Source organism: Collimonas sp. PA-H2 (assembly GCF_002564105.1).
Classification (GTDB): Bacteria; Pseudomonadota; Gammaproteobacteria; order Burkholderiales; family Burkholderiaceae_D; genus Collimonas.
In genome coordinates this window covers 3,832,568-3,857,895 of record NZ_PDBX01000001.1, presented here as the reverse complement: position 1 = coordinate 3,857,895, position 25,328 = coordinate 3,832,568, and the positions used below count along the sequence as shown (strand labels likewise).

Below are 25,328 nucleotides of genomic sequence, written 5' to 3'. Positions count from 1 at the left end.
ATTTGAGACTTCCTGCGTAGTCGGTTGAAGGCAGAGTCATGCGGCCCTCTTCAGCGCCGCGTGAACTCCGCCTCCCACAGATCAGTTGCGTGCAGGCGGTTCGGTAATGAACCCGATCTTGGCGATCCCTGCCCGCTGCGCAGTCAGGATCACCTTGCCGATGTATTCATACTTGGTTTGCTGATCGCCGCGGATATGCAGTTCCGGTTGTGGCACTTCTACTGCCACTTCCTTCAGTTTCGACAGCAAAGTCGCGGTATTCGGCACCAGTTGCTCGTTCCAGAACATGTCGCCTTGCTTATTCACCGCCAGGTTGATGTTCTCTGGCTTGGTTTTATAAGGTTCGTCGAATTCGTTCGGCAGCTTCACTGGAATCGTATGTGTCACCACCGGGATCGTGATCAGGAAGATGATCAGCAAGACCAGCATGACGTCGACCAGCGGCGTCGTGTTGATCGTGCCGATCACTTCGTCTTCATCCCCATCGGGAGAGCCGAGTGACATCGCCATGATTAGCCAACCTTTTTGTTGATATGGGCAACCTGGACAGCCGAGCTCGAGGACATCACGCCGCTCAGCAGGACCGAGTGCAGGTCAGCACTGAACGAACGGATTTCTTCCATTGCGCTCTTGTTGCGGCGGACCAGCCAGTTGTAACCCAGAACCGCAGGCACAGCCACTGCCAGACCGATCGCGGTCATGATCAGCGCTTCACCGACCGGACCGGCAACCTTGTCGATCGACGCCTGGCCGGCGATACCGATCGCTGTCAGCGCGTGGTAAATACCCCAGACGGTACCGAACAGACCAACGAACGGTGCAGTCGAACCGACGGTTGCCAGGAATGCCAGGCCGTCTTGCAGGCGGCTTTGCACTTTTTCGACCGAACGCTGGATCGACATGGTGACCCAGGTGTTCAGGTCGATCTGTTCCAGCAAGGCGCCGTCGTGGTGATGGGTGGAGTTCACGCCGTTTTCAGCGATGAAGCGGTAAGCGCTGTTTGGCTTGAGGCCGGCGACGCCTGCCTCAACCGTACCGGCTTTCCAGAATGTTTTCTTGGCGTTGTTAGCCTGGCCCATCAATTTCACTTGCTCGATCAGCTTGGTGATGATGATGTACCAGCTGCCCATCGACATCAGGACCAGGATGATCAGGGTGCCGCGGGCAACGAAGTCGCCGCCTTTCCACAGGGCGTCCAGGCCGTATGGATTGTCGACGGTTTCCTTGGAGGCCGGAGCCGGCGGCGGGGTTGGGGTGTCGGCCAGCGACGCTGCTGCAGTATCAGCAGCTTTAGGCGCGTCGGCAGCAGCCGGTGCGGAAGCGGCAGCGGATGCTGCGGCTGGTGTCTGGGCGATTGCGGCCAGCGGCGAGATCGTCACAGCGGAGATCATCAGAGCGGCAGCCAGGGCGGATAAGCGATTACGAGTGATAGACATACTAATACTCCAAATTTGATAAATTAGATTGCTAGGATAACGGACAAAGTAGGGGTTCTACACGTCGATTATTCGAGCTTCCAGACATACTGCATTTTTGTCGTTGACTGCACGGGTTTACCGTCGGCCATGGCCGGGGTGAAATGGCACAGGCTCCAGGCTTTCACCGTGGCTCTGTCCAGATCCTTGAAACCACTGCCTTTTTCAACAGAAGAATCAATCACGTTGCCATCAGCGCCAATCGTCAGTCTGACAGTCACAGTACCCTCTTCTTCATTACGCAAGGAAGTTCTTGGATACTCCGGCTTTTCGCAATTCCCAGCAATTTTGGCGCTGGTATGGGCGGGTGGGCCTGACTCGCCGGTAGTCGACGGTTGTGCTACGGACGTCGGCAAATCGTTGGTCGGCGGTTTGACGTTGGTGACGGCAGCAATCACATTTTCCTGTGGCGGCGGCGTTACCTTTACCTCGGGTGGAGGTACGAACGGTGGCGGCGGCGCAACCGATTTTGGCGGCGGCGGTACCGGCTTGTCCGGTGGTGGTGGCGGTGGTGGCGGCTTGATCTCCTCGATGATCTTGGTTTCGACCGGTTGCTGAATCACTTCAACAACTTTACGGGCGAGCCCGGTAACCAGCGCATAAACTAGAGCTACATGCAGAAGAACCACCACGCTGATGCCAACTACATTCTTGGAAGGGTTTCTCCCATCCTGCGTGAAATCCATGCCTCTTTCCTCCGATACTACATTATTCAATTGCCAGAACTGCCTGCAATCTGATGAGTGAACTACAGCCCAAATACGATAACGCAAAAACCATACCAACCATGGTGAGCTATTCCGGTATTTTCATTGCAAAACCTACAAAGATACCAATCTACCATCACCTAATTTAAGCGCATCTATAAATACTACATCAATGACTCCCAAAACAGCAGAAAGATGCTACTTAACTTACGTATTCGGAAAAGCCAAAACCACCTGGAAACTTCCCAGGTGGTTTGCTTACGAATAGTACTTAAGCCAATCGATTCCCGCTATCAGAAGAATTGATAGTTGGCGCGGACGAAGAACGCACGGCCAATTGGGTCACCGTAACGTGCATCGTAACCATATTGGAAGTTATCGGTGACGTTAGACGATGGTGGGTCGGTGTTCAACAGATTCTTGATACCGGCAGTCAAGGTCAGGTTCTTGAAGCCAGTGTAGGAAGCTGACACGTTGTAACGTGTATAAGAGCCGACTTCGTGGGTGTTGTGCTGCTTGTCGATCAGGCCGCCGTTTTGATCGCGGTAACCAGTCGAGTACACCTGTTGCAACATCGCATTCCAAGGACCCTTGGCCCAGTTCAATGTTGCTGTATGACGCCAGCGGAAAATCGGACCGCCGTTGGCATAGACCGCCAGATTGTTCTGGTAAGCGCCGCCAGCTTCAGTCTGATAGTCGTACTGGGTGATGTAAGTACCATCCAGCGACAGGCCGAAATCGCCCAATGTAGTCTTCGGCAGACGCCATGCAAAGCCCAGGTCGAAACCGGAGGTATGGATGTTGCCCAGATTGACGTTGGTATCAAGGATGTATTTCAGGGAACCATCGGCATTGCGGACGAAGTTCGCTGCGTACTTGACTGGATCAGCAAAAATATCTTGTTCCGAGATCACGGAGATCTGGTTCTTGATCTTGATGTTGAAATAGTCGACCGATGTCGTGACGTTCGGCAACGGCTCAGCCACCATACCCAACGTGAACGAAGTCGATTTTTCCGGTTGCAGATTGGTGTTGCCACCGATGAAACGGAAAAACTGCTGGTTACAATCGCGCGAAGCATTGCCACCTGCACCTACGTTGCCGCCTGGGCACAAAACTGGGTCGTTGTAAGCGCTTTGTGTATAGGTCGTCGAGTTTGGATCATGCAGTTCGTACAGGCTCGGAGCGCGGAAACCGGTGCTGTAGGTGGTGCGGAACATCAGCTGCTTGGCTGGCTGCCAGCGCAAGGAAGCCTTAGGATTGAGCGTGCCGCCTACATCGCTGTAGTTGTCGTAGCGAGCAGCAAAGTTCGCCTCGAGGGTTTTGAAGATAGGCACGTTCAACTCGGTAAACACCGCCTTGACGTTACGGCTGCCCGACGAAGACTGGGCTGTCGAAGAACCGGTGCTTTCCGACAGATTGGCGACGTCGTGGTCGACGTTGAAGTTTGCCTTTTCCTTACGCAGTTCGCCACCGAAAGCGAAACCAACGCCACCTGCTGGCAATTGGAACAATTCACGGCTGGCAGTGAAGTCCAGAGTCGTGACTGTCGTCTTCGCATCTTCATAAATACCCTTTACCTGGGCATTATTCAGATAGGCTTGACCAGCTGCATCCTGCGCACCAAACGGATTGATGACGCCGCTCAACATGCCGGCTTTAACCAGGTCGTTGTTCAGGTAACCGCGGACCAGATTGTCGTTAGCCTTGCTCATTGCATAGGCCAGACCGGTCTTGTAGTCCCAGCCGGCGACTGTGCCATCCAGGCTCAGCAACAGACGATCGGTAGTGTTTTTGGACTCTGTAACGCGACCGCCGGTAGCCTGGGAGCGCCAGTTCAGCGCCAGCGGACCGCCGCTGGCTGTACCTGGCGTGATGCCATTGCCAGGATAGTAACGGCTGTTCGGATTGATCACGTAATCGCCGCTGCCGCCGTCATAATTCGCGCTGGAGAAAACGTCAGGAGCAATGTAAGTCTTGATCTTGCTTTCGGAATGCAGGTATTCGACCGATGCGGTATTGTCCGCGTTCAACTTGAAACTGCCCTTGCCCAAGACAGCAATTTCTTCTGTCTTTGGCACGATACCGATAGCTGCCTGGGTGTTGTAACGGCAGATACCGCCTTTAGCGTTATAGGCATAAGGAGGATTGCTGCAGTTTGGCGTCCCGGCGTACGGATTGGTAAATGTGCCGCTGTTGATATCGGTGTAGTTACCTGGCATCGCATTCGCGCTGCCGGTATTCAGGCCGATGCCAGGGTTCTGGCCGCCTTTTGCCGCAAAACTGCGGTCAGCCGCCTTGACGGCATTCTGTGTGTGGTAGTCGATCACGCCAAAGAAGTTGTAGCCGTCTTTGTCCAGATCGCCCATGCCGCCCGACAGGTTGAAACGTTTTTCAGCAGCGCCGGCTTGTTGCGGCAGGATGCCTTCGGCGCTCAGGTTGAGGCCGGTGTACGAACGCTTGGTGATGAAGTTGATTACGCCGCCGATAGCATCGGTACCGTAAACCGCGGACGCACCGTCGCGCAGAACTTCGACGCGGTCCAGCGCTGCAATTGGTATCACGTTCAAGTCGACTGCTGAACCGTCAAACGCGGCATTCGCCAGGCGACGACCATTCAGCAGCACCAGTGTCTTGTTGGAGCCCAGACCACGCAAGTCGGCGGAAGAACCTACGGTCTTGCCGGCGCCGACGTTGGAAGAGGCTGTGAATTGAGTTTGATTGCCCGAGATGCTGGACAAGACTTCAGCGGCTGTAGTAGCGCCGGTCTTGACAAAATCGTCGGCTTTAATCGTTGTGATTGGCGAAGCGCCTTCGGAGGCAACCCGCTTAATCGATGAGCCAGTAATTTCGACTCGTTGCATTTGTTGTGGAGCATCGTCCGTCTTTGTCTCCTGCGCCTGCACTGAATGGGCCAACAGACCTAGCCCAACAGCTACGCCGCCTGAAAACATCAGTCGCAGCGAACGTGGCAATCCCCGTTCCTTCATCATAACCAAACTCCCTATGGGTAAAAGTTAGAGTTGAAATTTAAGTTTTTGTAGTAAATCTAAGTACGATTTGTTAATCGCCTTCTGAGCGATGCGTCAAAAATCTTTTGCACAACAACGACCAAAAAGCAGATTTCTTTCGCGAGTAAAACAGTGCTACATGGTCATCCTTCTGGTACCAATTTGTAATTGTTTGCCAGAAACATTTCCACTGAAGACTACAAGCAAAAAATATGCCACAGGTTTTAATGCAGCTAAAATAGTGTATCCTAAAAAAAATAAAAACAGCATTTAATTTGGGCAACGCCTGCGAACTGTTGCTTATATACGCCAAATAACAAATACGCATATAAGTATAAGTAAAGTCACATAGATCGATTTAATGGCGAAACTACGCCATTTCGCGGGCTGTTTAGGCCTAGAATGCGGAACATTTAACTGCCCCGTGGCAAGAAAATAGAGACTGGATTATGTGGAACTTTAAGCAAATTACGCAATCGTGCATTGCACCAATAATGCTCATTTCGTGCATCGCAGGTGCAGCACTTCCTGCTCAAGCTGGCAATAATCCGGCGGATCCATCCAAAGTGGTGCGTGTGGCTTTGCAGGCTGCGGATGACGGCTTCGATCTGGTGCACACCTACAACGCCTATTCCGCATGGGTAGGCGAGGCCATTTTTGAACGCTTGCTGACTTACGACTATCTGGCGCGCCCATCCAAACTGATCCCCGGAACGGCGGAAGCCATGCCGGAAGTCAGCGATGGCGGCAAGACCTATGTTTTCCACATCAAGAAGGGGATTTATTTTGCCCCTGACCCTGCTTTCAAGGGGGTACGCCGCGAACTGACTGCCGCAGACTATGCGTATACCTTTAAGCGTTTCCTCGATCCGAAGAACCGCTCTCCCTCTGCCAACGTATTGCAAGGCAAGATCGCCGGCATGGACGAACTGATTGCCTCGGCGAAGAAAACCGGAAAATTCGACTACGACGCCCCGCTCAGCGGCTTGCAGACACCTGACCGCTACACCCTGCGGATAACGCTCAACGCCCCGGACTACAACTTCCTGTACATCATGGCATTCGTCGGCCTGGGCGCGCAGGTGCGCGAAGTGGTGGATGCCTATGGCGATCGCACCCCAGCCCATCCGGTCGGTACCGGCCCCTACATGCTGGAACAATACGTACCGCGCAGCAAAATCGTATTGGTCGCCAATCCCGAATACCGCGGCTACACCTGGGACTTCAAATCGTCCGGCTCGGCCTGGGATGACCAGCTGGTGCACGACATGAAAGGCAAGAAAATGCCCCAGGTCGGCCGCGTCGAGGTCAACATCATCGAAGAAGAACAATCGCGCTGGCTGGCGTTCCAGGGCAAGCAGATCGATTTTGATTACCTGCCCCAGGCAGCCGCCCCTACCGTTCTCGATGGCAAAAAGCTGAAGCAATCGTTCATCGATGAAGGCATCCGCCTCGACACCATCACGGAAGCGGGGGTGGTCTACACCTTCCTCAACTTCAAAGACCCCTTGATCGGCGGCAGCAGCCTTGAAAAGAACGCCCTGCGGCGGGCAATCGCGATGGCTTACAACATCGACGATGAAATAAGCCAGGCGCGCCTGGGCCTGGCGGTGAAAGCGCAAATGGCGATACCCGAAGGCGTGCTTGGCCATGACCCCAGCTACCGCAACAGCATTGCCTACGATCCGGTACTGGCAAACAAATTGCTTGACCACTTTGGCTACAAGCGTGGGGCCGATGGTTACCGCACCCTGCCCGACGGCAAGCCGCTGACTTTAAAAATTGCAACGGAAGCCAGCGCGATCAGCACGGTTTTCTCGGAAATATGGAAGCGCGGACTCGATAAAATCGGCATTCGCGTCGAATTCAAGGTCAGCAATTTTGCTGACAACCTGAAGGCGGCGACTGAATGCAAACTGATGATGTGGAACGGCTCGTGGACTGCGGACTATCCTGAAGGCGACAACTTCATGCAGCTGCTGTACGGCCCGAACGTGGGACAAGGCAATAACGGCTGCTATAGCTCGCCGGCCTATGACGCCCTGTATGTCAAGGCCAAGGCGCTGCCGCCGGGACCGGAGCGCAACCAGCTGTATATCGACATGAGCAGGCAGATGGAAGCCGATACCGCCTGGGTGCTGACAACGTCGCGTTTGCGCAACTGGATGATACGGCCATGGGTCAAGGGCTTCAAGCGTCACCCTATCCTGCAGGCCGACTGGGAGTATCTCGATGTTGAAAAACACTGAGCGCCTATCTATCTTTTTGCGCGGGATTCTGTAGTATGCCGCCTTAACCTGGAACGTACGGCCGTCATCGGCCCCAAAACTAAACAAAACAGGAGACAACCCACATGAACAGGTTTCAACTAAGCAGAGCAGGCGTACACTATTTCATCTTGATGGATTGCTAAGCAAAAAACAGTACCAGTCGCGCATTCGCTACCCGCTATAGTGCGCGACGTCATTGGAAATGACACTATTTTGGCTGAAGATAAGCAATCTTAAGCACAAGAAAATAATCACCTGCTCAAAAGGCAATGAAAATGCATCGTAAATTATCGAATCTGCTTGGCTTTAAAAAAGTATTGATAGGGCAAATGCTGGTTGTCGCGGCGTTTGCGGGGAGCGCCAGCGCTGCCACCAGCACCAACCCGGCCGACCCGACGAAAGTGATCAAGATGGGTTTCGAAGCCGCGGACGACGGCTTCGACATGATCAGAACCGCCAATTTCTATTCCGGCTGGGTCAGCGAAGTCATCTACGAAACCCTGCTCACCTATGACTATCTGGCCAGGCCGGCCAAACTGGTGCCGCAAACCGCGGAAGCCATGCCGGAAATCAGTGAAGACGGTAAAACCTATACCTTCCATATCAAAAAAGGCATCTTTTTTTCTCCCGACCCGGCCTTCAAGGGCGTGCGCAGAGAACTGACCGCCGAAGACTATATATACACATTCAAGCGCGTTCTCGATCCGCAAAGCCGTTCGGTACACGCGAGTTTCCTCGCGGGTAAGATCGTCGGCCTCGACGACCTCGCCGCCCAGGCGCAAAAAAGCGGCCATTTCAATTACGATACCCCGGTCGCCGGCTTGCAGGCGCCAGACCGCTATACCCTGCGCGTCACCCTCAACGCCAAGGATTACAACTTCCTGAACATCATGGCCTATTCCGCCTTCGGCGCGGTGGCACAGGAAGTCATCAGCACCTACGGCCAGCAAAGCGGACAGCACCCGGTCGGCACCGGCCCGTACATGCTGCAAACCTATGTCCCGCGCAGCAAGATCGTATTGGTCGCCAACCCTGAGTACCGGGGCTTTACCTGGGACTTCAAGCCTTCCTCCGACGCTACTGACAAGCAAATCGTCAAGGACATGCAGGGCAAGAGAATGCCCCAGGTCGGCAGGGTCGAGATCAATATCATCGAAGAAGAGCAATCGCGCTGGCTGGCGTTCCAGGGCAAGCAGATCGACTTCGACAAAATGCCGCAACTGGCAGCCCCAACAGTATTGGATGGGGACAAGCTGAAGCCGGAATACGCCGAACAAGGCATCCAGCTGCAGCGCGTGGTTGACGCCGGCGTCACCTACACCGTCATGAACCACAAGGATCCGACCATAGGCGGCAACAGCCTCGACAGGATTGCCCTGCGGCGCGCAATCGCCATGGTGTACGACAACAAGCAGGAAGTCTCCATCTTGCGCAACGGCCAGGCCACCAAGCTGGAAATGTTCATTCCGCCCGGCGTTGTCGGCTACGATCCGACCTATCGCAACAGCGTCGCCTACGATCCGGTACTGGCAAACAAGCTGCTGGATCATTTCGGCTACAAGCGTGGCGCCGACGGTTACCGCACCATGCCGGACGGTAAGCCGCTGCTGCTGAAATTTACCCGTGAACAAGCTGTGTTCTACCAGGAAATGTCAGAGCTGTGGAAACGCGGTCTGGACAAGATCGGCATCCGTTCTGAATTCATCATCAACAATTTCGCTGACAACCTGAAAGCCGCCACCCAGTGCAAACTGATGCTGTGGGGCGCCGCCTGGAATGCTGACTATCCAGAAGGCCAGAATTTCATGCAATTGCTGTATGGCCCGAATGTCGGCCAGGGCAATCATGGCTGCTATAGCTCACCAACCTACGACGCACTGTATGAAAAAGCCGTTGCCTTGCCGCCCGGCCCTGAGCGCAACCAGCTCTATCTGCAGATGAATCGGCAGATGGAAGCAGACTCGGCGCTGGTGGTGAACACCACCCGCATTCGCAGCTGGCTGGCGCGGCCATGGGTCAAAGGCTTCAAGAAGCACCCGATCCTGCACGCCGAATGGCAGTACATCGACGTCGACAAACATTAAGCCGCCTACTCAGTAATTAACAAGACACCCTGCTCCGGCAAGCCGAACGCCTGCCGCAGCCCCACCGCTAAAGATTTATGAAGGAGACAAATGGTATGAACTCGCTTTGGTTACGCGGGATATTGGTTGCGTGTTTAGCGTGTGCCCTGCCGATGCATGCATCGGCCGCGGCGGCGCCGATTTCGCCAGCTGATCCCGACAAGGTATTGCGCTTCGTCTTCGTGGCGCCGGAAACCGGTTTCGATCCGGCCGTGACGCGCGACCTTTATTCGCAGCTGGTGAATCAGTCGGTGTTTGAAACGCTGTTCGCCTACGAATACCTGGCGCGCCCGGCCAAGCTGATGCCTTCGGCGGCAGCCGCCCTGCCGGAAGTCAGCACCGACGGCATGACTTACACCATCCACCTGAAAAAAGGCATCTACTTTGCCGATGATCCGGTGTTCAACGGCAAGAAGCGCGAACTGACCATGGGCGATTTCGTCTATGCGTGGAAACGCCTGTTCGATCCGCAACTGGCTTCGCCGCAAACCTGGCTGCTGGAAGGCAAAGTGGTCGGCCTCGACGAAGTCGCCGCGCAAGCCAAGAAAACCGGCCATTTCGACTACGATGCCAACGTCCCCGGTTTCGAACTGCTGGACCGCTATACCCTGCGTATCCATTTGAAGCAACCCGACTTCAACCTCGGCATGATCCTGGCGCACCAGCCAACCAGCGCCGTGGCGCGTGAAGTCATCGAAAAATACCGCGATGCCCAAGGCACCGTGATGGCGCACCCGGTCGGTACCGGCCCTTACATCCTGAGCCAATGGGTACGCGGCGCGCGCATGGTGTTGACCGCCAATCCGGACTACCGCGGCTACACCTGGGATTTCCAGCCTAGCACTGACCCTGGCGATGCTGCCATCGTGGCCAAGATGAAGGGCAAGCGCATGCCGCAAATCGGCCGCGTTGAAATCAGCGTGATGGTGGAAGACCAGTCGCGCCTGCTGGCGTTCGAAGGCGACGAAGTCGACATCACCGAATTGCAAGGCCCGCTGGCGCCGCAAGTCATGAGCGGCGGCAAGCTGAAGCCGGAATTCGTCAAGCGCGGCGTGCAGCTGTCGCGCATCGTCGATCCTGAAATCAGCTATTTCTACTGGAATATGCAAGATCCGGTGCTGGGCGGCATGAGCAAGGAAAAAATCGCCCTGCGCCGCGCCATCGCCATGGCGCATAACGTCCGTGAAGAACTGAAGGTAGTCTGGAACGACGAAGGAATTCCGCTGGAATACCCGATCCCGCCAGGCGTGGTCGGCTACGACCCGAATTACAAGAGCAGCATCCAGTACGAACCGGAAGTGGCCAACGCCCTGCTCGACAAGTTCGGCTACAAGATCGGCAAGGATGGCTACCGCACCCTGCCGGACGGCAAGCCGCTGACGATACGCTATACCGCGCGCGCCGACTCCAATGGTCAGCAGCAATCGGAAATGTGGAAGAAGACCTACGACACCATCCACATCCGCATGGTCGGCGACCTGAAAACCTTCCCCGACCTGCTCAAGGCGGAAAAAGAATGCCAGATACAAACGCGTACCTCGCCATGGATTGCCGACTATCCGGACGGCGATAACTTCATGCAGCTGTTCTACGGTCCGAACATCTACCAGAACAACAATGGCTGCGTCAAGATTCCCGAATACGACGTGCTCTACGCCGCCTCGCAAAAAATGCCGGCCGGTCCGGAACGCGATGTCTTGTATCACAAGATGGCGCGCATCCTGGAAGTCGATGCGCCGGCGCGCATCGGCTATGCCCGCTACCGCAACATGATCGCGCAGCCGCGTGTGATCGGCTACAAGAAGCATCCGGTCATGCCTACCGAATGGATGTATTTCGATATCGAAAAACGCACTAAATAAAATACCGCGCAGCGGGATGGCAAAGCGCCTCCCGCCGCCCTTCCCAATCACTGTTAATTTTCACTCGGCCCATATTTGAGGTAATGCATGAAAACATCGTCACTTTTCTTGCCGGTCACCACAGCGTTCTTCACGCTGATGATGAACCAGGCAGTCGCCCAAGGCGCACAGCGGCCCTTGATACCGCTGTTGCAGGCGGATCAGATCCCCACTCTCTGCAGCAACACCCTGGACGGCCTGCGCAAGCGCGTCGCCACGCTGGAGAAACTGCCGCCGGCCCACGCCAAAGACAGCAAGAAAGTGCTGACCGAATGGAACGATCTGCAAATCGCGCTGGAAGACCTGCAAGGCCCGGTCGATATCCTCAACAACGTTTCACCGGACGCCAAAGTCCGCAGCACCACTGAAGCCTGCCTGATCGAAACCAACAAGTTCGCCACCGACCTGCTGCAAAGCGAGAAGCTGTACGCCCGCTTCAAGGCGATCCAGCCGACCGACCCTGTCGAACAGAAACTGCGCCAGGACATCCTGTACAGCTTCGACGACACCGGCGTTTCCCTGCCGCCTGAAAAGCGCGCCCGCATGAAGGAAATCCTCGACAAGCTGGGCGAGCTGAGCCAGGAATTCGCGCGCAATATCCGCGACAACAACCAGAAACTGACTTTCACTCCGGCCGAACTACAAGGCATGCCTGCCGCTTACCTGGCGCGCGCCAAGCGCGACGACAAAGGCAACTACCTGCTCGGCTTCGAATACCCGGATTACAAGCCGTTCATGGAATCGGCGGATAACAGCGATGCGCGCCGCCGCTACCAGATTGCCTTCGCCAACCACGGCACGCCGAAGAACCTGGAGATCCTGAAACAGGCCATGGACCTGCGCCATGAAATGGCCGGCCTGTTCGACCTGCCAAGCTATGCTGATCTGGTAACGCGCCGCCGCATGGTCAAGAATCCGCAAACCGTGGAAAAATTCCTGAGTGAAGTACAGACCGCGGTCACCCAGCTGGAACTCAAGGAAATCGAAGAACTGCGCGTGTTCAAATCGGAAACCCTGAAGACACCGCTGGCCGACACCAAACTGGAACGCTGGGATGCGGATTACTGGCAGCAGAAGATCAAGCAGGCGCGCTACAACGTCGACCAGGAAGCCCTGCGCAAGTACTTCCCTAGCGAAGCAGCAGTGCCTTGGATCCTGCATGTCTCCGGCGCCTTGTACGGCGTCGAATTCAAACGCGTGCAAGTACCGGTGTGGGACCCTGAAGTCCAGTACTACGACGTCATCGACGGCAAGAGCAAAGAACGTATCGCCGGCATCTATCTCGACCTCTATCCGCGCGAAGGCAAGTACGGCCATGCCGCCGCCTGGGGCACGCGCGGCGTCAGCACGCTGGCCCATCGCACCCCGGTCTCGACCCTGGTCACCAACCTCGACCGCAACGGCTTGAACAGCGACGAACTGGAAACCCTGGTGCACGAATTCGGCCACGTCCTGCACGGCGTGCTGTCGCACACCAAATACGTGGCGCAAGCCGGCACCAACGTCGAACTCGACTTCGTCGAAGCGCCTTCGCAGATGTATGAAGAGTGGGCCCGCCGCAAAGAATCGCTGACCCTGCTGGCCGGTTTCTGCAAGACCGCCTGCCCGACCATCGACGACGCCCTGCTGGCACGCCTGACCGCTGCCCACAACTACGGCCGCGGCATACGCTATGCGCGCCAGCTGCTGTACGCGAGCTACGACATGAGCGTCCACAACAACAAGGCGGACAAAGAACAGCCGCTGGCAGTCTGGCAGCAGATGGAAGGCGCGACGCCGCTGGGCTATGTCCCCGGCACCGAATTCCCTGGCCAGTTCGGCCACCTGATGGGCGGCTACGCAGCCGGTTACTATGGCTACATGTGGTCGGAAGTGCTGGCGCTGGACATGCTGTCGCGCTACAACGGCAAGCTGATGAATCCGGAAGTCGGCCATCTGTATCGTAACGACATCCTCGCGCGCGGCGCTGAAAAGCCGGCCGGCGAGATGGTCAGCAGCTTCCTCGGCCGCGAGCCGAACAGCAAGGCATTCTTTGACGAAATTTCAGGCCAGCGCCTGCATTAAGCCAGACTAAGGAACCATCATGACCGCTTATATCCTGCGCCGACTCTGGCAAATGCTGCCGACCATGCTCGGCGTTATCGTACTGGTATTTTTCCTGTTCAACTGGGTCGGGGGCGACCCGGCCTACATCCTGGCAGGGAAAATGTCGAACCCGCAACAGATCGCCAACATCCGCACCCAGCTCGGCATCGACCAGCCTTACTACATCCAGCTGTGGATCTTCATCAAGCAGATCGTCACCTTCAACTTCGGCACCAGCTGGAGCACCGGTGAATCTGTCGCCAACGTGATCCTGACCCGCCTCGGCCCGTCCATGACCGTGCTGATCCCGCTGACCATCCTGGAAACCCTGATCGCCGTGGCGCTGGCGCTGGCCGTGGCCTTCGTGCGCGGCTCCAAGACCGACCGCATGGTGATGGTGGCTTGCACCGTCGGCATGTCGATCAGTATTCTTGTCTACATCATTCTGTTCCAGTACTGGTTCGCCTACAAGCTCGGCATGTTCCCGGTGCAAGGCTGGGGCAACAGCTTCTGGGAAAACCTGTTCCACTACTCGGCCCTGCCAATCCTGATCATGCTGGCGGTGAGTATCGCCCCTAGCCTGCGCCTGTACCGTACTTTCGTGCTTGACGAAGTCAACCAGGACTACGTCCGCACCGCGCGCGCCAAGGGCGTCAAGGAACGCCGCATCCTGTGGGTGCACGTATTGCGCAACGCCGCGATCCCGATCATCACCAACGTCATGTCGAACCTGCCGGCCCTGCTGATCGGCGCCTTCCTGATCGAGCGCTTCTTCTCGATTCCAGGCATCGGCCGCGAAGTGATACTGGCGGTTGAACGCAGCGATTTCCCGGTGATCAAGGCGATCACGATCTATGTCGCCGCCGCCACCATGATATTCAACCTGTTGACTGACTTGCTGTACCAAGCCGTCGACCCACGCGTTCAACTGAAGTAGGAGCCGCCATGACTCAAAGTATACATTCGGCCCCTACCCAAGCGGCGCCGGCAAGCACAGTAGCTCTCAATGCTGTTCCCCAGACTCATTCCCCAGGCCTGTGGGCCCTGGCCTGGCGCCGCCTGCGCGCCGACCACGTGGCGATGGCGGCGATGGCCGTGGTCGGCCTTTACCTGGCCATGCTGGCGCTGTCTGCCAGCGGCCTGATCGCCAGCGACTGGTCGAAAGAAATCGGCGTCAACTACGCGCCGCCGACTTTCCTCGGTGCGCAAAGCGACGCCGAACGCGGCTTTGCCGACAACGATGCGGTGGTGGAAGCGCCGCCGCCGGAAAACCCGGTCGATCCGCTGCGCGACATCTTGCGCGATCTGCGCAAGAGCGGCACGGCGGCAGCACCGCCGCCGGTGATCGCCAACGACTACGGCATCGCCGACCCGCTCGCTGCTGAAATGGCTGAAATCCGCGCTGAGCTGGCCAAGAAAGGCAGCAGCGCCACCCTGATCCGCAAGCAGACGCTGCCGTTCGGCGCCGACAAGTGGGGTCACGACATCATCAAGAAAACCATCAAGGGCGCGGAAACCTCGATCATCGTCGGCCTGGTCTCGGCCTTGCTGGCGGTCGCACTCGGCACCATTTTCGGCGCCGTCTCCGGCTACTTCGGCGGCTGGATCGACGATGCTTTCAACTGGTTCTACAGCATCTTCACTTCCATCCCCTACCTGCTGCTGATCCTGGCAGTGGCCGCGGTGCTGCAGCAAAAGGGCGTGACGGCGATCGTGTTGATTCTCGGCCTGACCGGCTGGACCGGCACCTACCGCCTGATCCGAGCCGAATACATGAAGCACAAGTCGCGCGAATACGTGATGGCGGCGGACGCCATCGGCGCCAGCCACTGGAGCAAGATGTTCGGCCATATCTTCCCTAACGTCAGCCACGTCTCGCTGGTGCAGCTGTCGATCTCGGTAGTCGGCTTCATCAAATCGGAAGTGATCTTGAGCTTCCTCGGTTTCGGCGTGCCGGTCGGCGTCGTCTCCTGGGGCAGCATGCTGAACGAAGCGCAAAACGAATTAATTCTGGGTAAGTGGTGGCAGCTGGCGGCTGCGAGTATCGCCATGGCGATCCTGGTGACGGCGTTCTCGCTGTTCACCGATGCGCTGCGCGACGCCCTCGATCCGAAGCTGAAATAGGAGACATCATGGATTCCAGTAACCACAACAAGCAAGACAGCGCGCATCCACTTCTGCGCGTGCGCGACCTCCGCGTGAGTTTCCGCAGCGACAAGAAGACCATGGTGGAAACCGTCAAGGGCGTCTCCTTCGACATTCCGCACAACACCACCGTGGCCCTGGTCGGTGAATCGGGCAGCGGCAAATCGGTCAGTTCGCTGGCCGTGATGGGTCTGCTGCCGAAGGATAACTCCAGCATCGCTCCTACCAGCGTGATCGAGTTCGAAGGCCGCAACCTGCTGGCGATGTCGCCGGATGAGCGGCGCGACATGTGCGGCAAGGAAATCTCGATGATTTTCCAGGAGCCGATGACCTCGCTCAATCCGGTCTTCACGGTCGGCTTCCAGATCGGCGAAGTGCTGCAGCTGCATATGGGCATGAACGCCAAGCAGGCACGAGCCCGCGCCATCGCCCTGCTGGAAGAAGTCGGGATTCCCTCGCCGGCCACCAAGATCGACGCCTATCCGAGCCAGATGTCGGGCGGCCAGCAGCAGCGCGTGATGATCGCCATGGCGATTGCCTGCGAACCGAAGCTGCTGATTGCCGATGAACCAACCACCGCGCTGGACGTCACCATCCAGAAACAGATCATCGACCTCATCGAAGCGCTGCGCAAGCGCCACAAGATGTCGGTGCTGTTCATCACCCATGACCTGGCGCTGGTCGGTGAAATCGCGGACGAAGTGATCGTCATGCGGCATGGCGAAGTGCGGGAAAAAGGCGATGTGCGGCAAATCTTCGAAGCGCCGCAGGATCCCTACACCAAGGCTTTGCTGATGTGTCGCCCTTCGCTCGACACCCGTCCATGGCGCTTGCCGGTGATCAGCGACTACATGAACGGCCACAATGGCGCCGACCTCGATCTGCGCGAACGCACGCGCGGCTGCAGCGGCCAGGAAGATACCTTGCTGGACGTGCGCAACCTGGGCAAGAGCTTCTATTTCCGCGAAGGCCTGTTCGGCCGCAAGGAATTCAAGGCGGTGCAAGATGTCTCCTTCAAGCTGGCGCGCGGCAAGACCCTCGGCGTGGTGGGCGAATCCGGTTCCGGCAAGACCACGGTCGGCCTGACCCTGATGCGCTTGCACCAGGCGACGTCCGGCCAGGCGCTGTTCGAAGGCAAGGACATCATCGGCATGTCCAACAAGGATTTCATGGCCTACAAGCGCCGCATCCAGATCATCTTCCAGAACCCCTACGCCTCGCTCAATCCGCGTTTCACCATCGGCCAGATCCTGCTGGAGCCGATGCGCATCCACCAGATCGGCAGCGATGACAACGAGCGCACCGAAATGGCGATGCAGCTGCTGCAAAAGGTCGGTTTGCCGCAGCAGGCCTACCACCGCTATCCGCACGAATTCTCGGGCGGCCAGCGGCAGCGTATCGCAATTGCGCGCTGCCTGACCCTGCGTCCGGAAATCCTGGTGTGCGACGAATCGGTGTCGGCGCTGGACGTCTCGGTGCAGGCGCAGGTGCTGAACCTGCTGCAAGACTTGCAGGAAGAGTTCGGCATGAGCTACATCTTCATCTCGCATGATCTGTCGGTAGTCAAATACCTGGCCGACCAGGTAATGGTGATGCATCAGGGTAAAGTAGTGGAGTTGGCCAACTCGGACGAGCTCTATCACAACCCGACGCATGCCTACACGCGCCAGTTGTTGAGCGCGATTCCGCGCGGCCTGCAGAACTAGGCCGCCGGTCTCTCGCCGAGACCATGAACGGGGTGCAAGCAGCGCTGCAAGGCGCGGTTTGCACCTCGTTCCCGTTTACGCACGTTACGCACATGGAGTAATTGACGCGCCGATTTTTTCGTTATAGCGTGCCAGCATTAACGAAGGGAACAGTTCCATGTACAAAATCAAGCTCAAGGCGGAAACCATTGTTGTGGCTGCCGATCTGATCGGCACCCTGGTGTTTGCCATCGAAGGCGCATTGAGCGCGATGCGCGGCGGCCTCGACCTGCTGGGCGTGATGGTGATCTCGTTCGTCGCCGCCTTGGGTGGCGGCGTTATCCGCGATCTGCTGATAGGGGCCACGCCGCCGAATGCGATCCGCGACTGGCGTTATCCGGTGCTGACTTTCCTGGCCGGCTTCTTTACCTTTGTCTTTCATTCGACGGTACAGGCATTTCCACCGGAATGGATGCTGGTGCTGGATGCCGCCGGCCTGGCCCTGTTCGCCGTGGCCGGCGTCGAGAAAGCCATCCTGTTCGGCATCCGGCCGTTCATCGCCATGCTGATGGGAACCGTCACCGCGGTCGGCGGCGGCGTGCTGCGAGATATCCTGCTGTCGCGCGTGCCGGCGGTGCTGCAGGTGGACATCTACGCCACCGCAGCCTTCTTTGGCGCGTTCGTGGTGCTGGCCGCACGCCGCCTCGGCCTGTCGCCCGGTGCTGCCGCGTTCGTTGGCGGCGTGGCTTGCTTTACGCTGCGCATGGTGGCGGTATCGCGCGGCTGGCATCTGCCGCGCGCCTGAGACACGGACAAGCGCTCAGCCGCCTGCTTCGCTGCCGACCTTGCGCACCAGCGTATCCGATGGCCCCAGCAGATGGCCGTCGCGTGAGCGCAATTCCAATTTCTGGAGCGGCTTGCCGCTGGCGCTCTCTATCATCCGGGAGTGCGCTTCGCCTTTGCCGAACAGATGTTTTTCGCCCCACTGGCGCAAACCCACCACCACCATGAACAGCCCCTCGCCTTTGGTAGTGAGCAGGTACTCCTGATATGCGCTGCCGTCCGCGGCCGGCCCTGCTTCCAGGATGCCCTCGGCTACCAGCGTCTGCAGGCGGTCGGCCAGGATATTGCGGGCTACGCCCAGGCTTTTCTGGAATTCGCCGAAACGGCGCATGCCGTCGAAGGCATCGCGGATGATCAATAGCGACCAGCGGTCGCCCACCACGTCCAGCGACCTGGCTACCGGGCAGCTGTCGCCTTTCAAACTCTTTCTCTTGGCCATGCGTGTCCTCAGGAATATTTTTGCGTCCTCACTAGTTGCATTTTAAAACCAGAAAACATAAACTTCAATGGTTTTAATTTAAAACCAGTTTCAAACAAGGACTTACCATGCCGAACCACAAACAAGCGCTCCCCTCCAGCCAGTACGGCGGCCTGGAATTGAGCATGACGGAAAGCGCCGCCTTCCATCCGATGCCGCTTCCCTCACCCACGCTGAGCGGCGGACTGGTGCTGCTGTTTGCAGTTGCCTGCGCCCTCAGCGTGGCAAACGTCTACTACGCCCAGCCTCTGCTCGACGCCCTGGCGCTGGACTTCGGCTTCAGCCAGGCTAGCATCGGCATAGTCGTCACCGTCACCCAGGTCGGCTGCGCGCTGGCATTACTGCTGGTGGTTCCGCTGGGCGACCTGGTGAACCGGCGCCGCCTGATCATCGTGCAGCTATGCCTTCTATGCGCGACCTTGGCCGCTGTCGGCCTGGCTTCCTCCCCGGTCGCGCTGCTGGCAGGCATGCTGGGTACGGGCCTGCTCGGCACCGCCATGACGCAAGGCTTGATCGCCTATGCCGCCAGCGCGGCGGCGCCGGCGCAACGCGGCCGCGTGGTGGGCGCAGCACAAGGCGGTGTGGTGATTGGATTGCTGCTGGCGCGTAGCGTGGCCGGCTTGGTAGCCGATCTGTCCGGCTGGCGCGCGGTCTACTTTGTGTCGGCGGCGACGGCATTGCTGATGCTGCTGGTGTTGTGGCGCGTACTGCCGGCACAGGCGGCGGCGGAGCGTCTCTCTTATTTCAGATTGATAAGCTCGATGTTTATCATGCTGGCAACGGAACGGGTGCTGCAGATCCGCGGCTTGCTGGCGATGCTGATGTTTGCCGCCTTCAGCATCTTCTGGACCGCGCTGGTGCTGCCCTTGAGCGCCCCGCCCTACTCTTTCTCGCACGCCGCGATCGGCGCCTTCGGCCTGGTCGGCGTGCTCGGCGCGCTTGCCACAACACGCGCCGGCCGCTGGGCCGATCGCGGCCACGGCCAGCGCACCACCGGCGTGGCCTTGCTATTGCTGCTGGCATCCTGGCTAGCGCTCGCGCTCATGCCCCACAGCCTGTGGGCGCTGACGCTGGGCATTGTGCTGCTGGACATGGGCGGGCAGGCAATCCATGTCGTCAATCAAAGCATGATTTTCCAGACCCAGCCGGCGGCGCATAGCCGTCTGGTAGCCTGCTACATGCTGTTTTACACTGTCGGCAGCGGCGCCGGCGCAATCCTGTCTACCAGCATGTATGCCGCCGCGGGCTGGAGCGGCGTGTGCCTGCTCGGGGCGATCGTCAGCCTGCTGGCGCTGCTGTTTTGGGGAGTGACTTTACCTCGCCTCAAGCGGAGTTTCCCTAAATAGCCAGACGGCGACCAGCACAATCCAGATTGCTTGTACCAGGACAACCAGGCCGAATCCATGTGCATTCATCTGGATGTGCCCGCCCAGCACAACAATCAGCCCGCACAGTCCGACAACGCCGCCGACGATGCCGAGGACTCTTGTATTTTTTCCTAAACGTGTCAGCGCTATCGACCACAGGATAAATGCACATGATGAGCCGGCGACATACACTTTCGCCAGCGCCTGGTTCAGCTGAAAATTGTAATGCAGCGCCATCATCAGCAATTGCCGCTTGCTGTCGTCGACGTTGATCGCTTCCTGAGCCAGGCTGGAAGCGATCAGGCCGTCAGCCACCGCCGCCAGCATGACGGCTATCGACGCAAAACAATAGACAATGAACGCGCTTAGTCCACTGATGTGGTTCCAGCCAATGCGACTGGATATTCCAAAAGCTCCCAGCAAAGTGACCGGAATGCTTGCCAGGCCGAGTATATGCGTCACGGTATTGATGTGATTGACATGCGTGATGGATTCTGCCGAAGCATGCAAATCCAAGCTGGTCGGGTGAATCGCCATGGTAAGGAGGCCAGCCAGCATGCCGATAATCAGGGCTGCCGAATGAATTCGTTGATTCGTCATATTTACCTTTCCAGTTGAACAAAAGGGAGGATGGGGTTGCTTTGCGATAACATAGGAGCCACGAGTATTTCGTCAAAGCCGCGTGACTTCAATGGACAAGTCTAAATTTATGTCTGATATCGAACAAAAATCTGCTTCTGTTCAGGAACACGTGGATCTGCGTTCGCGCCGCAGCCGCCACGATATCAATGCCGCCCTGACCACGCTCTTGCTGCGGCGTTCGTACGACGCTATCCGCGTCAGCGATATTGCAAAAAAGGCAGCCGTCGGCAGAGGCACGTTTTACGCCCATTTCGACAGCAAGGACGAACTGCTCCGTAGCCAGCTGGAAGGCGTTCTGGAGCGCCACATCTTGCTATCGACGGAGCTGCCGGGGCTACTGGATGCAACCGGGCTGTTCGCTCATCTGCGCGAGGCGCCGCAAATGTACTCAGCACTGATGAACGGCGCAGGCGGCCCGGCGGTATCGCGCATGGCGCAAGAAATACTGGAGCGAAGGCTGAGCGCCATCCTCGACGCCCGCGAGGAATTGCCGGTCAGCCTGCACGGACGCTTCATTTCAGCGTCCTTGTTCACTGTATTGGCATGGTGGAGCGAGAATGGCATGCAGCAGACGCCCTCGGAAATGCAGTCTATTTTTACCGAGCTTTGCACCACTGCATTTACCAAAAAAACCTTGTGAAGCACCCTGTTTTTACTACAGCCGTATCGAGGATATGCACATGACCCAGTACCTGATTTTCCTGTTCGCCTTTGCCGCCTCGGCAGCACTGCCCGGGCCTGAAATCGCGGCCCTGCTGTCGCGCTCCATTGGCGGCGGCTTGCGCAGCAGCTTGCCGCTGGCGAGCGGAATCATTGCCGGCAAGCTGATCATGCTGAGCGCGGCGCTGATCGGCCTGAGCGCCCTGCTCGCAGTTCTCGGACCGGCATTCGTCACCTTGAAATATGCGGGCGCAGCTTATCTGGTATGGCTGGGTATCAAAAAATGGCGCAAAGCCGGCAAAGCATTGGCAGCCGCCGCAGATGCGCCCACAGCAAGCGCCGGCATCGAGATCGGACTCGGACTGGCGATGACCATCACCAATCCGCTGGCGATCGCTTTTTACATGGCGCTGCTGCCGGGCGTGATCAATGTCGCCGGCATCACCTGGTCCAGCTACCTGATCCTGTGCGCCATCATCGTCAGCGTGATGCTGGTGATCGTGCTGGCTTATGGCTGGCTGGGCGAGCTGGCGCGCAAGATGTTCCGCTCGCCGCGCGCCAAGGCCAACCTCGACCGCGCCTCGGGCGGCATGATGGTCGGCGTCGGCATCATGCTGGCGACACGCTGACAGACAGGCGGCACAGACCATGGGCTCGCAAGAAAACCAGGCCATTTATGCAAGGCGCATGCACAAGGTGCAGGAGCATATCGACCAGCACCTGGACCAGGTCCTGGAACTGAGCATGCTGGCCGAAGTTGCACACTTCTCTGCATTTCATTTCCACCGCCTGTTCGCCGCCTGGATGGGCGAGACCTTCGGCGACTACCTGCGCCGGCGCCGGCTTGAAGTAGCCGCATTGCGGCTGATCGCCCAGCCGGGAGTACCTGTGCTGGATATTGCCTTGTCGGTGGGCTTCGGTTCGGCGGAAGCGTTTGCGCGCGCATTCAAGGGCCGCTTCGGCTGCACCGCCACCGAGTGGCGCCAGGGGCAGGCCGGCCGCTGGGCAAGCCAGCTTGAGGCGATACGCAGGCAGGACGAGGCGCAGAAAAGCAATCCTGGTCAGCTGCATCGCAAGCAGGATCAGGAAAACGACGATGACATGGCCGATCATGAGAACTCCCGACAACCCGTTATGGAGATTCCCATGAAAGTCCAAGTGATTCAACGACCCGAAGTCAAGATCGCCTACCTGCGCTACATCGGCCCCTACGGCCAGCCGATCTCGGAATTCTGGGACAAGGTAGTCAGCCCCTGGATGGCAACCAACAACCTGTTCGGTAAGCCGCGTTACGGCATCAGCCACGATGATCCCGGCATCACCAGCGCCGACAAATGCCGCTACGATGCCTGTGTCGAAGTGCCAGCCGGTTTTGTCGCCAGCGGCCCCTGCTTCACCACCGTCATCCCCGGCGGCAGCTATGCCATGACGCGCTACCGCGGCACCGGCCGCGATATCGGTGACAGCTGGACCGGCCTGTTGCGCGACTGGCTGCCAGCCAGCGGCATGCAGCTCGATGCCCGCCCCTGCTTCGAGTACTACCCGACAGACGCCGCTTACGACGCGGCAACCTGCACCTTCGAATGCGATATCTGCATTCCCGTGGTGTCGCTCTGAACCAGCGCTGGACCGGCCGCACGTTTCGTCGCACGACGAAACATGTGGCCGGCTTTCGGGCCTATACTGCTATCCAGGCAATTCGTAATTGCTGCAAGCCTGTGCAGGAGGTCCGCCCGTGTCACCACAACCGAATATTTCGTCCGTCGCTTTCCTGATTGCCGAGCCGGCGCGCGCCGCCATGCTGATGGCCTTGTTCGACGGCAGCGCACTGCCGGCCGGCGAGCTGGCGCATGCCGCCGGCGTGACCGCGCAAACCGCCAGCGCCCACCTGGCCAAGCTGCTGTATGGCGGCTTGCTCAGCTGCGAGCAGCAAGGCCGCCATCGCTACTATCGCCTGAGCGATCCGCATGTGGCTGCTGCACTTGAACATCTTGCCGCCATCAGTTCCGTCGACGCCGTCAGGCGCAAACCCTTGAATCGGGCCGCACGCGATCTGCGCTTCGCCCGCTGCTGCTACGACCACCTGGCGGGACAGCTGGGCGTGGCCGTGACGCAGGCCTTGCAGCAGCGCCGCTTTATCGCAGCAAGCGCGGACAAACAGTTCGAGCTGTCGGCCGCCGGCCATGCCTGGTTTACCGTGATCGGGGTTGATATCGACGCACTCAAGCCGACCCGCAACGGCCTTGCGCGGCAATGCCTGGACTGGACCGAACGCAGCCATCATCTGGCCGGGCCGCTGGGAGTGCAGCTGATGAGCGCCTTGTGTGACGCCGGCTGGCTGCGGCGGACAAAATCATCGCGCGCGATCCAGGTCACGCCGAAGGGATGGGCCGGCTTGAAGGCACAGCTCGATATCGATGAACGTATGCTGGCGGCTGCCGCCACCGCTAGATAGACGCACAGTGGAAAGTAAGGCACATGCACAGGAAATACCATATCCGCCCAGCGCATGAAACCGACGCCGCCATTCTATGCGCCGCAGAGCGGCGGATTGCCGAGACACCGGGCCGGCTGGTTTCGCACCCGGATGAATTGAAAGCAAGCGTCTATGCCGAGAAAATCCGCGCATTGGCTGCTGTCGGCTGCTATCTGGTGGCGGAAAAAGACGGCGTGATAGTCGGTCATGCCGTGCTCGAACCGGTGGCGCCGCGCGTATCGCTGGCGCATGTCTTCACGCTTGGCAGCATGGTGGTGCATAGCGGTTCGGATGGGCAGGGAGTCGGCAGCGCACTGATGCAAGCGTTGCTGCAATGGGCGCAACAGCGGCCGCACATAGAAAGAATCGAACTGCGGGTGCGCGAACAAAACACGGCGGCGCGGCGCCTGTATGAAAAATTCGGCTTCGTGCTCGAAGGCCGTTTTGAAAAACGCATCAAGCTGGCGGACGGCAGCTATCTGACCGACCTGATGATGGCCTGGTTTGCGCCGGCGCCGCCAGTGAACAGCACTACGCCGCGGCGACCCGCTTGACCGCTTCCTGCACCGCCTGCAGCAGCAATTCCTCCAGGCGGTTCACCGCCGGCCCGGCGATTGTCTGCGCGCGATAGAGCGACAAACCTATCGACGGCAAGCGCGGCAGGCCGGCCTCCTGTGGATCGAGGATGCGCAGGCTGGCCGGCATGCCGATCGGCGTCCGCACGGTAAGGCCTAGCCCGGCCGCCGAAGCCGCCCACAGGGCCGACAGGCTGGCGCTGGTGAAGGCGTGGCGCCAGCTGATTCCGGCGGCATCGAGCGCATTCGAGGCCAGGTCGCGCAGCAGGCAAGGGGCATCCAGCAGCACCAGTGAAACCGGCGCGCCGGCCGCGGCGGCCAGCTCCTGTTCCTCGGCCGGCAGGTTCCAGCTGGCGCTGGGGTGCGCCGGACCGATCCAGCACAAAGGCAGATCGGCGACCCGCTCGCCATTCAAAGCCGGCGCGGCGCTCTCCCATAGCAAGGCGAGATCGATACGGCCCATTGTCACGCGCTCGCGCAAGTCGCTGCTGCGGGCGACGCAGACCTCGATCCTGACCTTGGGATGAGCGCGCATGAAGCGCCCCAGCACCGACGACAACAGCGCCTCGCCGAAGTCTTCCTGCAAGCCCAGCCTGACCTCGCCTTCCAGCTCGACCCCGCGCACCGCGCTGGCGGTTTCGTCATTCAGTTCCAGCAAGCGCCGCGCATAGCCGAGCAAGGTCTGGCCGGCCTCGGTCAGCGCCAGGCCGCGCCCGGCCTTGCGGAAAATCGGCGCGCCGGCTTGCTCTTCCAGTTTTTTCAGCTGGGCGCTCACCGCCGAGGTGGAACGCCCCAGCCGATCGGCCGCCTTGGCGAAACTGCCGAGGTCGATGCCGGTGGTGAAGGTGCGCAGCACATCGAGGTCAAAGCTGATTTGTCGCATAT

At 58.6% G+C, this 25,328-nt stretch carries 21 protein-coding genes; 14 read left to right on the top strand and 7 right to left on the bottom strand.

What is annotated here, in order from left to right; all coding sequences use genetic code 11:
• Positions 1–81: 81 nt before the first annotated feature.
• From BCF11_RS17755 to BCF11_RS17740, 4 genes are all read right to left on the bottom strand, one after another.
• A complete protein-coding gene (locus BCF11_RS17755; protein ID WP_098495917.1) occupies positions 82–510 on the bottom strand; it encodes a biopolymer transporter ExbD in 429 nt (142 codons plus the stop codon).
• Positions 511–512: 2 nt separating this feature from the next.
• Positions 513–1,436 (bottom strand): MotA/TolQ/ExbB proton channel family protein, encoded by a 924-nt coding sequence (locus tag BCF11_RS17750; protein ID WP_098495916.1) that lies wholly within the window; start codon positions 1,434–1,436, stop codon positions 513–515.
• Between the two features lie 68 nt (positions 1,437–1,504).
• On the bottom strand, positions 1,505–2,161 hold the full coding sequence (locus BCF11_RS17745; RefSeq protein WP_098495915.1) for an energy transducer TonB: 657 nt from the start codon (positions 2,159–2,161) through the stop codon (positions 1,505–1,507).
• A gap of 314 nt (positions 2,162–2,475) precedes the next feature.
• Positions 2,476–5,046 carry a TonB-dependent receptor gene (locus BCF11_RS17740; protein WP_233212525.1) on the bottom strand — a complete coding sequence of 857 codons (2,571 nt, stop codon included), beginning with the start codon at positions 5,044–5,046 and terminating at the stop codon, positions 2,476–2,478.
• Positions 5,047–5,687: 641 nt separating this feature from the next.
• On the opposite strand from BCF11_RS17740, the gene BCF11_RS17735 reads away from it, so the two are divergent.
• From BCF11_RS17735 to BCF11_RS17700, 8 genes are all read left to right on the top strand, one after another.
• The gene (locus BCF11_RS17735) at positions 5,688–7,442 is read left to right on the top strand and encodes an ABC transporter substrate-binding protein (protein WP_233212524.1); all 1,755 of its coding nucleotides are present in this window, start codon (positions 5,688–5,690) and stop codon (positions 7,440–7,442) included.
• A gap of 296 nt (positions 7,443–7,738) precedes the next feature.
• On the top strand, positions 7,739–9,547 hold the full coding sequence (locus BCF11_RS17730; RefSeq protein ID WP_098495912.1) for an ABC transporter substrate-binding protein: 1,809 nt from the start codon (positions 7,739–7,741) through the stop codon (positions 9,545–9,547).
• Between the two features lie 152 nt (positions 9,548–9,699).
• Entirely contained in the window at positions 9,700–11,448 is a 1,749-nt protein-coding gene (locus BCF11_RS17725) for an ABC transporter substrate-binding protein (protein WP_233212522.1), read from the top strand.
• 87 nt (positions 11,449–11,535) lie between these two features.
• On the top strand, positions 11,536–13,551 hold the full coding sequence (locus BCF11_RS17720; RefSeq protein ID WP_098495910.1) for a M3 family metallopeptidase: 2,016 nt from the start codon (positions 11,536–11,538) through the stop codon (positions 13,549–13,551).
• Positions 13,552–13,570: 19 nt separating this feature from the next.
• Complete coding sequence (locus BCF11_RS17715) at positions 13,571–14,509, top strand: ABC transporter permease (protein WP_098495909.1); 939 nt, start codon at positions 13,571–13,573, stop codon at positions 14,507–14,509.
• An 8-nt stretch (positions 14,510–14,517) separates the two neighbouring features.
• Positions 14,518–15,696 (top strand): ABC transporter permease, encoded by a 1,179-nt coding sequence (locus tag BCF11_RS17710; RefSeq protein ID WP_098495908.1) that lies wholly within the window; start codon positions 14,518–14,520, stop codon positions 15,694–15,696.
• A gap of 8 nt (positions 15,697–15,704) precedes the next feature.
• On the top strand, positions 15,705–17,423 hold the full coding sequence (locus BCF11_RS17705; RefSeq protein ID WP_098495907.1) for an ABC transporter ATP-binding protein: 1,719 nt from the start codon (positions 15,705–15,707) through the stop codon (positions 17,421–17,423).
• 157 nt (positions 17,424–17,580) lie between these two features.
• Positions 17,581–18,207 (top strand): trimeric intracellular cation channel family protein, encoded by a 627-nt coding sequence (locus BCF11_RS17700; RefSeq protein WP_199110908.1) that lies wholly within the window; start codon positions 17,581–17,583, stop codon positions 18,205–18,207.
• 15 nt (positions 18,208–18,222) lie between these two features.
• On the opposite strand, the gene BCF11_RS17695 is transcribed toward BCF11_RS17700, so the two are convergent.
• The gene (locus tag BCF11_RS17695) at positions 18,223–18,684 is read right to left on the bottom strand and encodes a helix-turn-helix domain-containing protein (RefSeq protein ID WP_098495906.1); all 462 of its coding nucleotides are present in this window, start codon (positions 18,682–18,684) and stop codon (positions 18,223–18,225) included.
• A gap of 191 nt (positions 18,685–18,875) precedes the next feature.
• Between BCF11_RS17695 and BCF11_RS17690 the strand changes: the two genes are divergently transcribed.
• The gene (locus BCF11_RS17690; RefSeq protein WP_199111164.1) at positions 18,876–20,069 is read left to right on the top strand and encodes an MFS transporter; all 1,194 of its coding nucleotides are present in this window, start codon (positions 18,876–18,878) and stop codon (positions 20,067–20,069) included.
• Here the strand turns inward: BCF11_RS17690 and BCF11_RS17685 are convergent.
• Entirely contained in the window at positions 20,037–20,690 is a 654-nt protein-coding gene (locus tag BCF11_RS17685; protein ID WP_098495905.1) for a hypothetical protein, read from the bottom strand. The genes BCF11_RS17690 and BCF11_RS17685 overlap by 33 nt on opposite strands.
• Before the next feature lie 109 nt (positions 20,691–20,799).
• On the opposite strand from BCF11_RS17685, the gene BCF11_RS17680 reads away from it, so the two are divergent.
• The 5 genes from BCF11_RS17680 to BCF11_RS17660 all read left to right on the top strand — a co-directional run bounded on the left by BCF11_RS17680 (position 20,800) and on the right by BCF11_RS17660 (position 24,422).
• A complete protein-coding gene (locus BCF11_RS17680; RefSeq protein WP_158229222.1) occupies positions 20,800–21,372 on the top strand; it encodes a TetR/AcrR family transcriptional regulator in 573 nt (190 codons plus the stop codon).
• Positions 21,373–21,412: 40 nt separating this feature from the next.
• Positions 21,413–22,021: a LysE family translocator gene (locus BCF11_RS17675; RefSeq protein WP_098495903.1), complete on the top strand. Its 609-nt coding sequence runs from the start codon at positions 21,413–21,415 to the stop codon at positions 22,019–22,021.
• A gap of 19 nt (positions 22,022–22,040) precedes the next feature.
• Positions 22,041–23,009, top strand: a complete 969-nt coding sequence (locus tag BCF11_RS17670; RefSeq protein WP_098495902.1) for a GyrI-like domain-containing protein — start codon at positions 22,041–22,043, stop codon at positions 23,007–23,009.
• A 118-nt stretch (positions 23,010–23,127) separates the two neighbouring features.
• Positions 23,128–23,847, top strand: a complete 720-nt coding sequence (locus BCF11_RS17665; RefSeq protein ID WP_199110906.1) for a helix-turn-helix transcriptional regulator — start codon at positions 23,128–23,130, stop codon at positions 23,845–23,847.
• Positions 23,848–23,870: 23 nt separating this feature from the next.
• Positions 23,871–24,422, top strand: coding sequence for a GNAT family N-acetyltransferase (locus BCF11_RS17660; RefSeq protein ID WP_098495901.1), 552 nt, complete (start codon positions 23,871–23,873; stop codon positions 24,420–24,422).
• On the opposite strand, the gene BCF11_RS17655 is transcribed toward BCF11_RS17660, so the two are convergent.
• The gene (locus BCF11_RS17655; protein ID WP_098495900.1) at positions 24,400–25,326 is read right to left on the bottom strand and encodes a LysR substrate-binding domain-containing protein; all 927 of its coding nucleotides are present in this window, start codon (positions 25,324–25,326) and stop codon (positions 24,400–24,402) included. The two genes, BCF11_RS17660 and BCF11_RS17655, sit on opposite strands and share 23 nt — an antisense overlap.
• Positions 25,327–25,328: the final 2 nt, after the last annotated feature.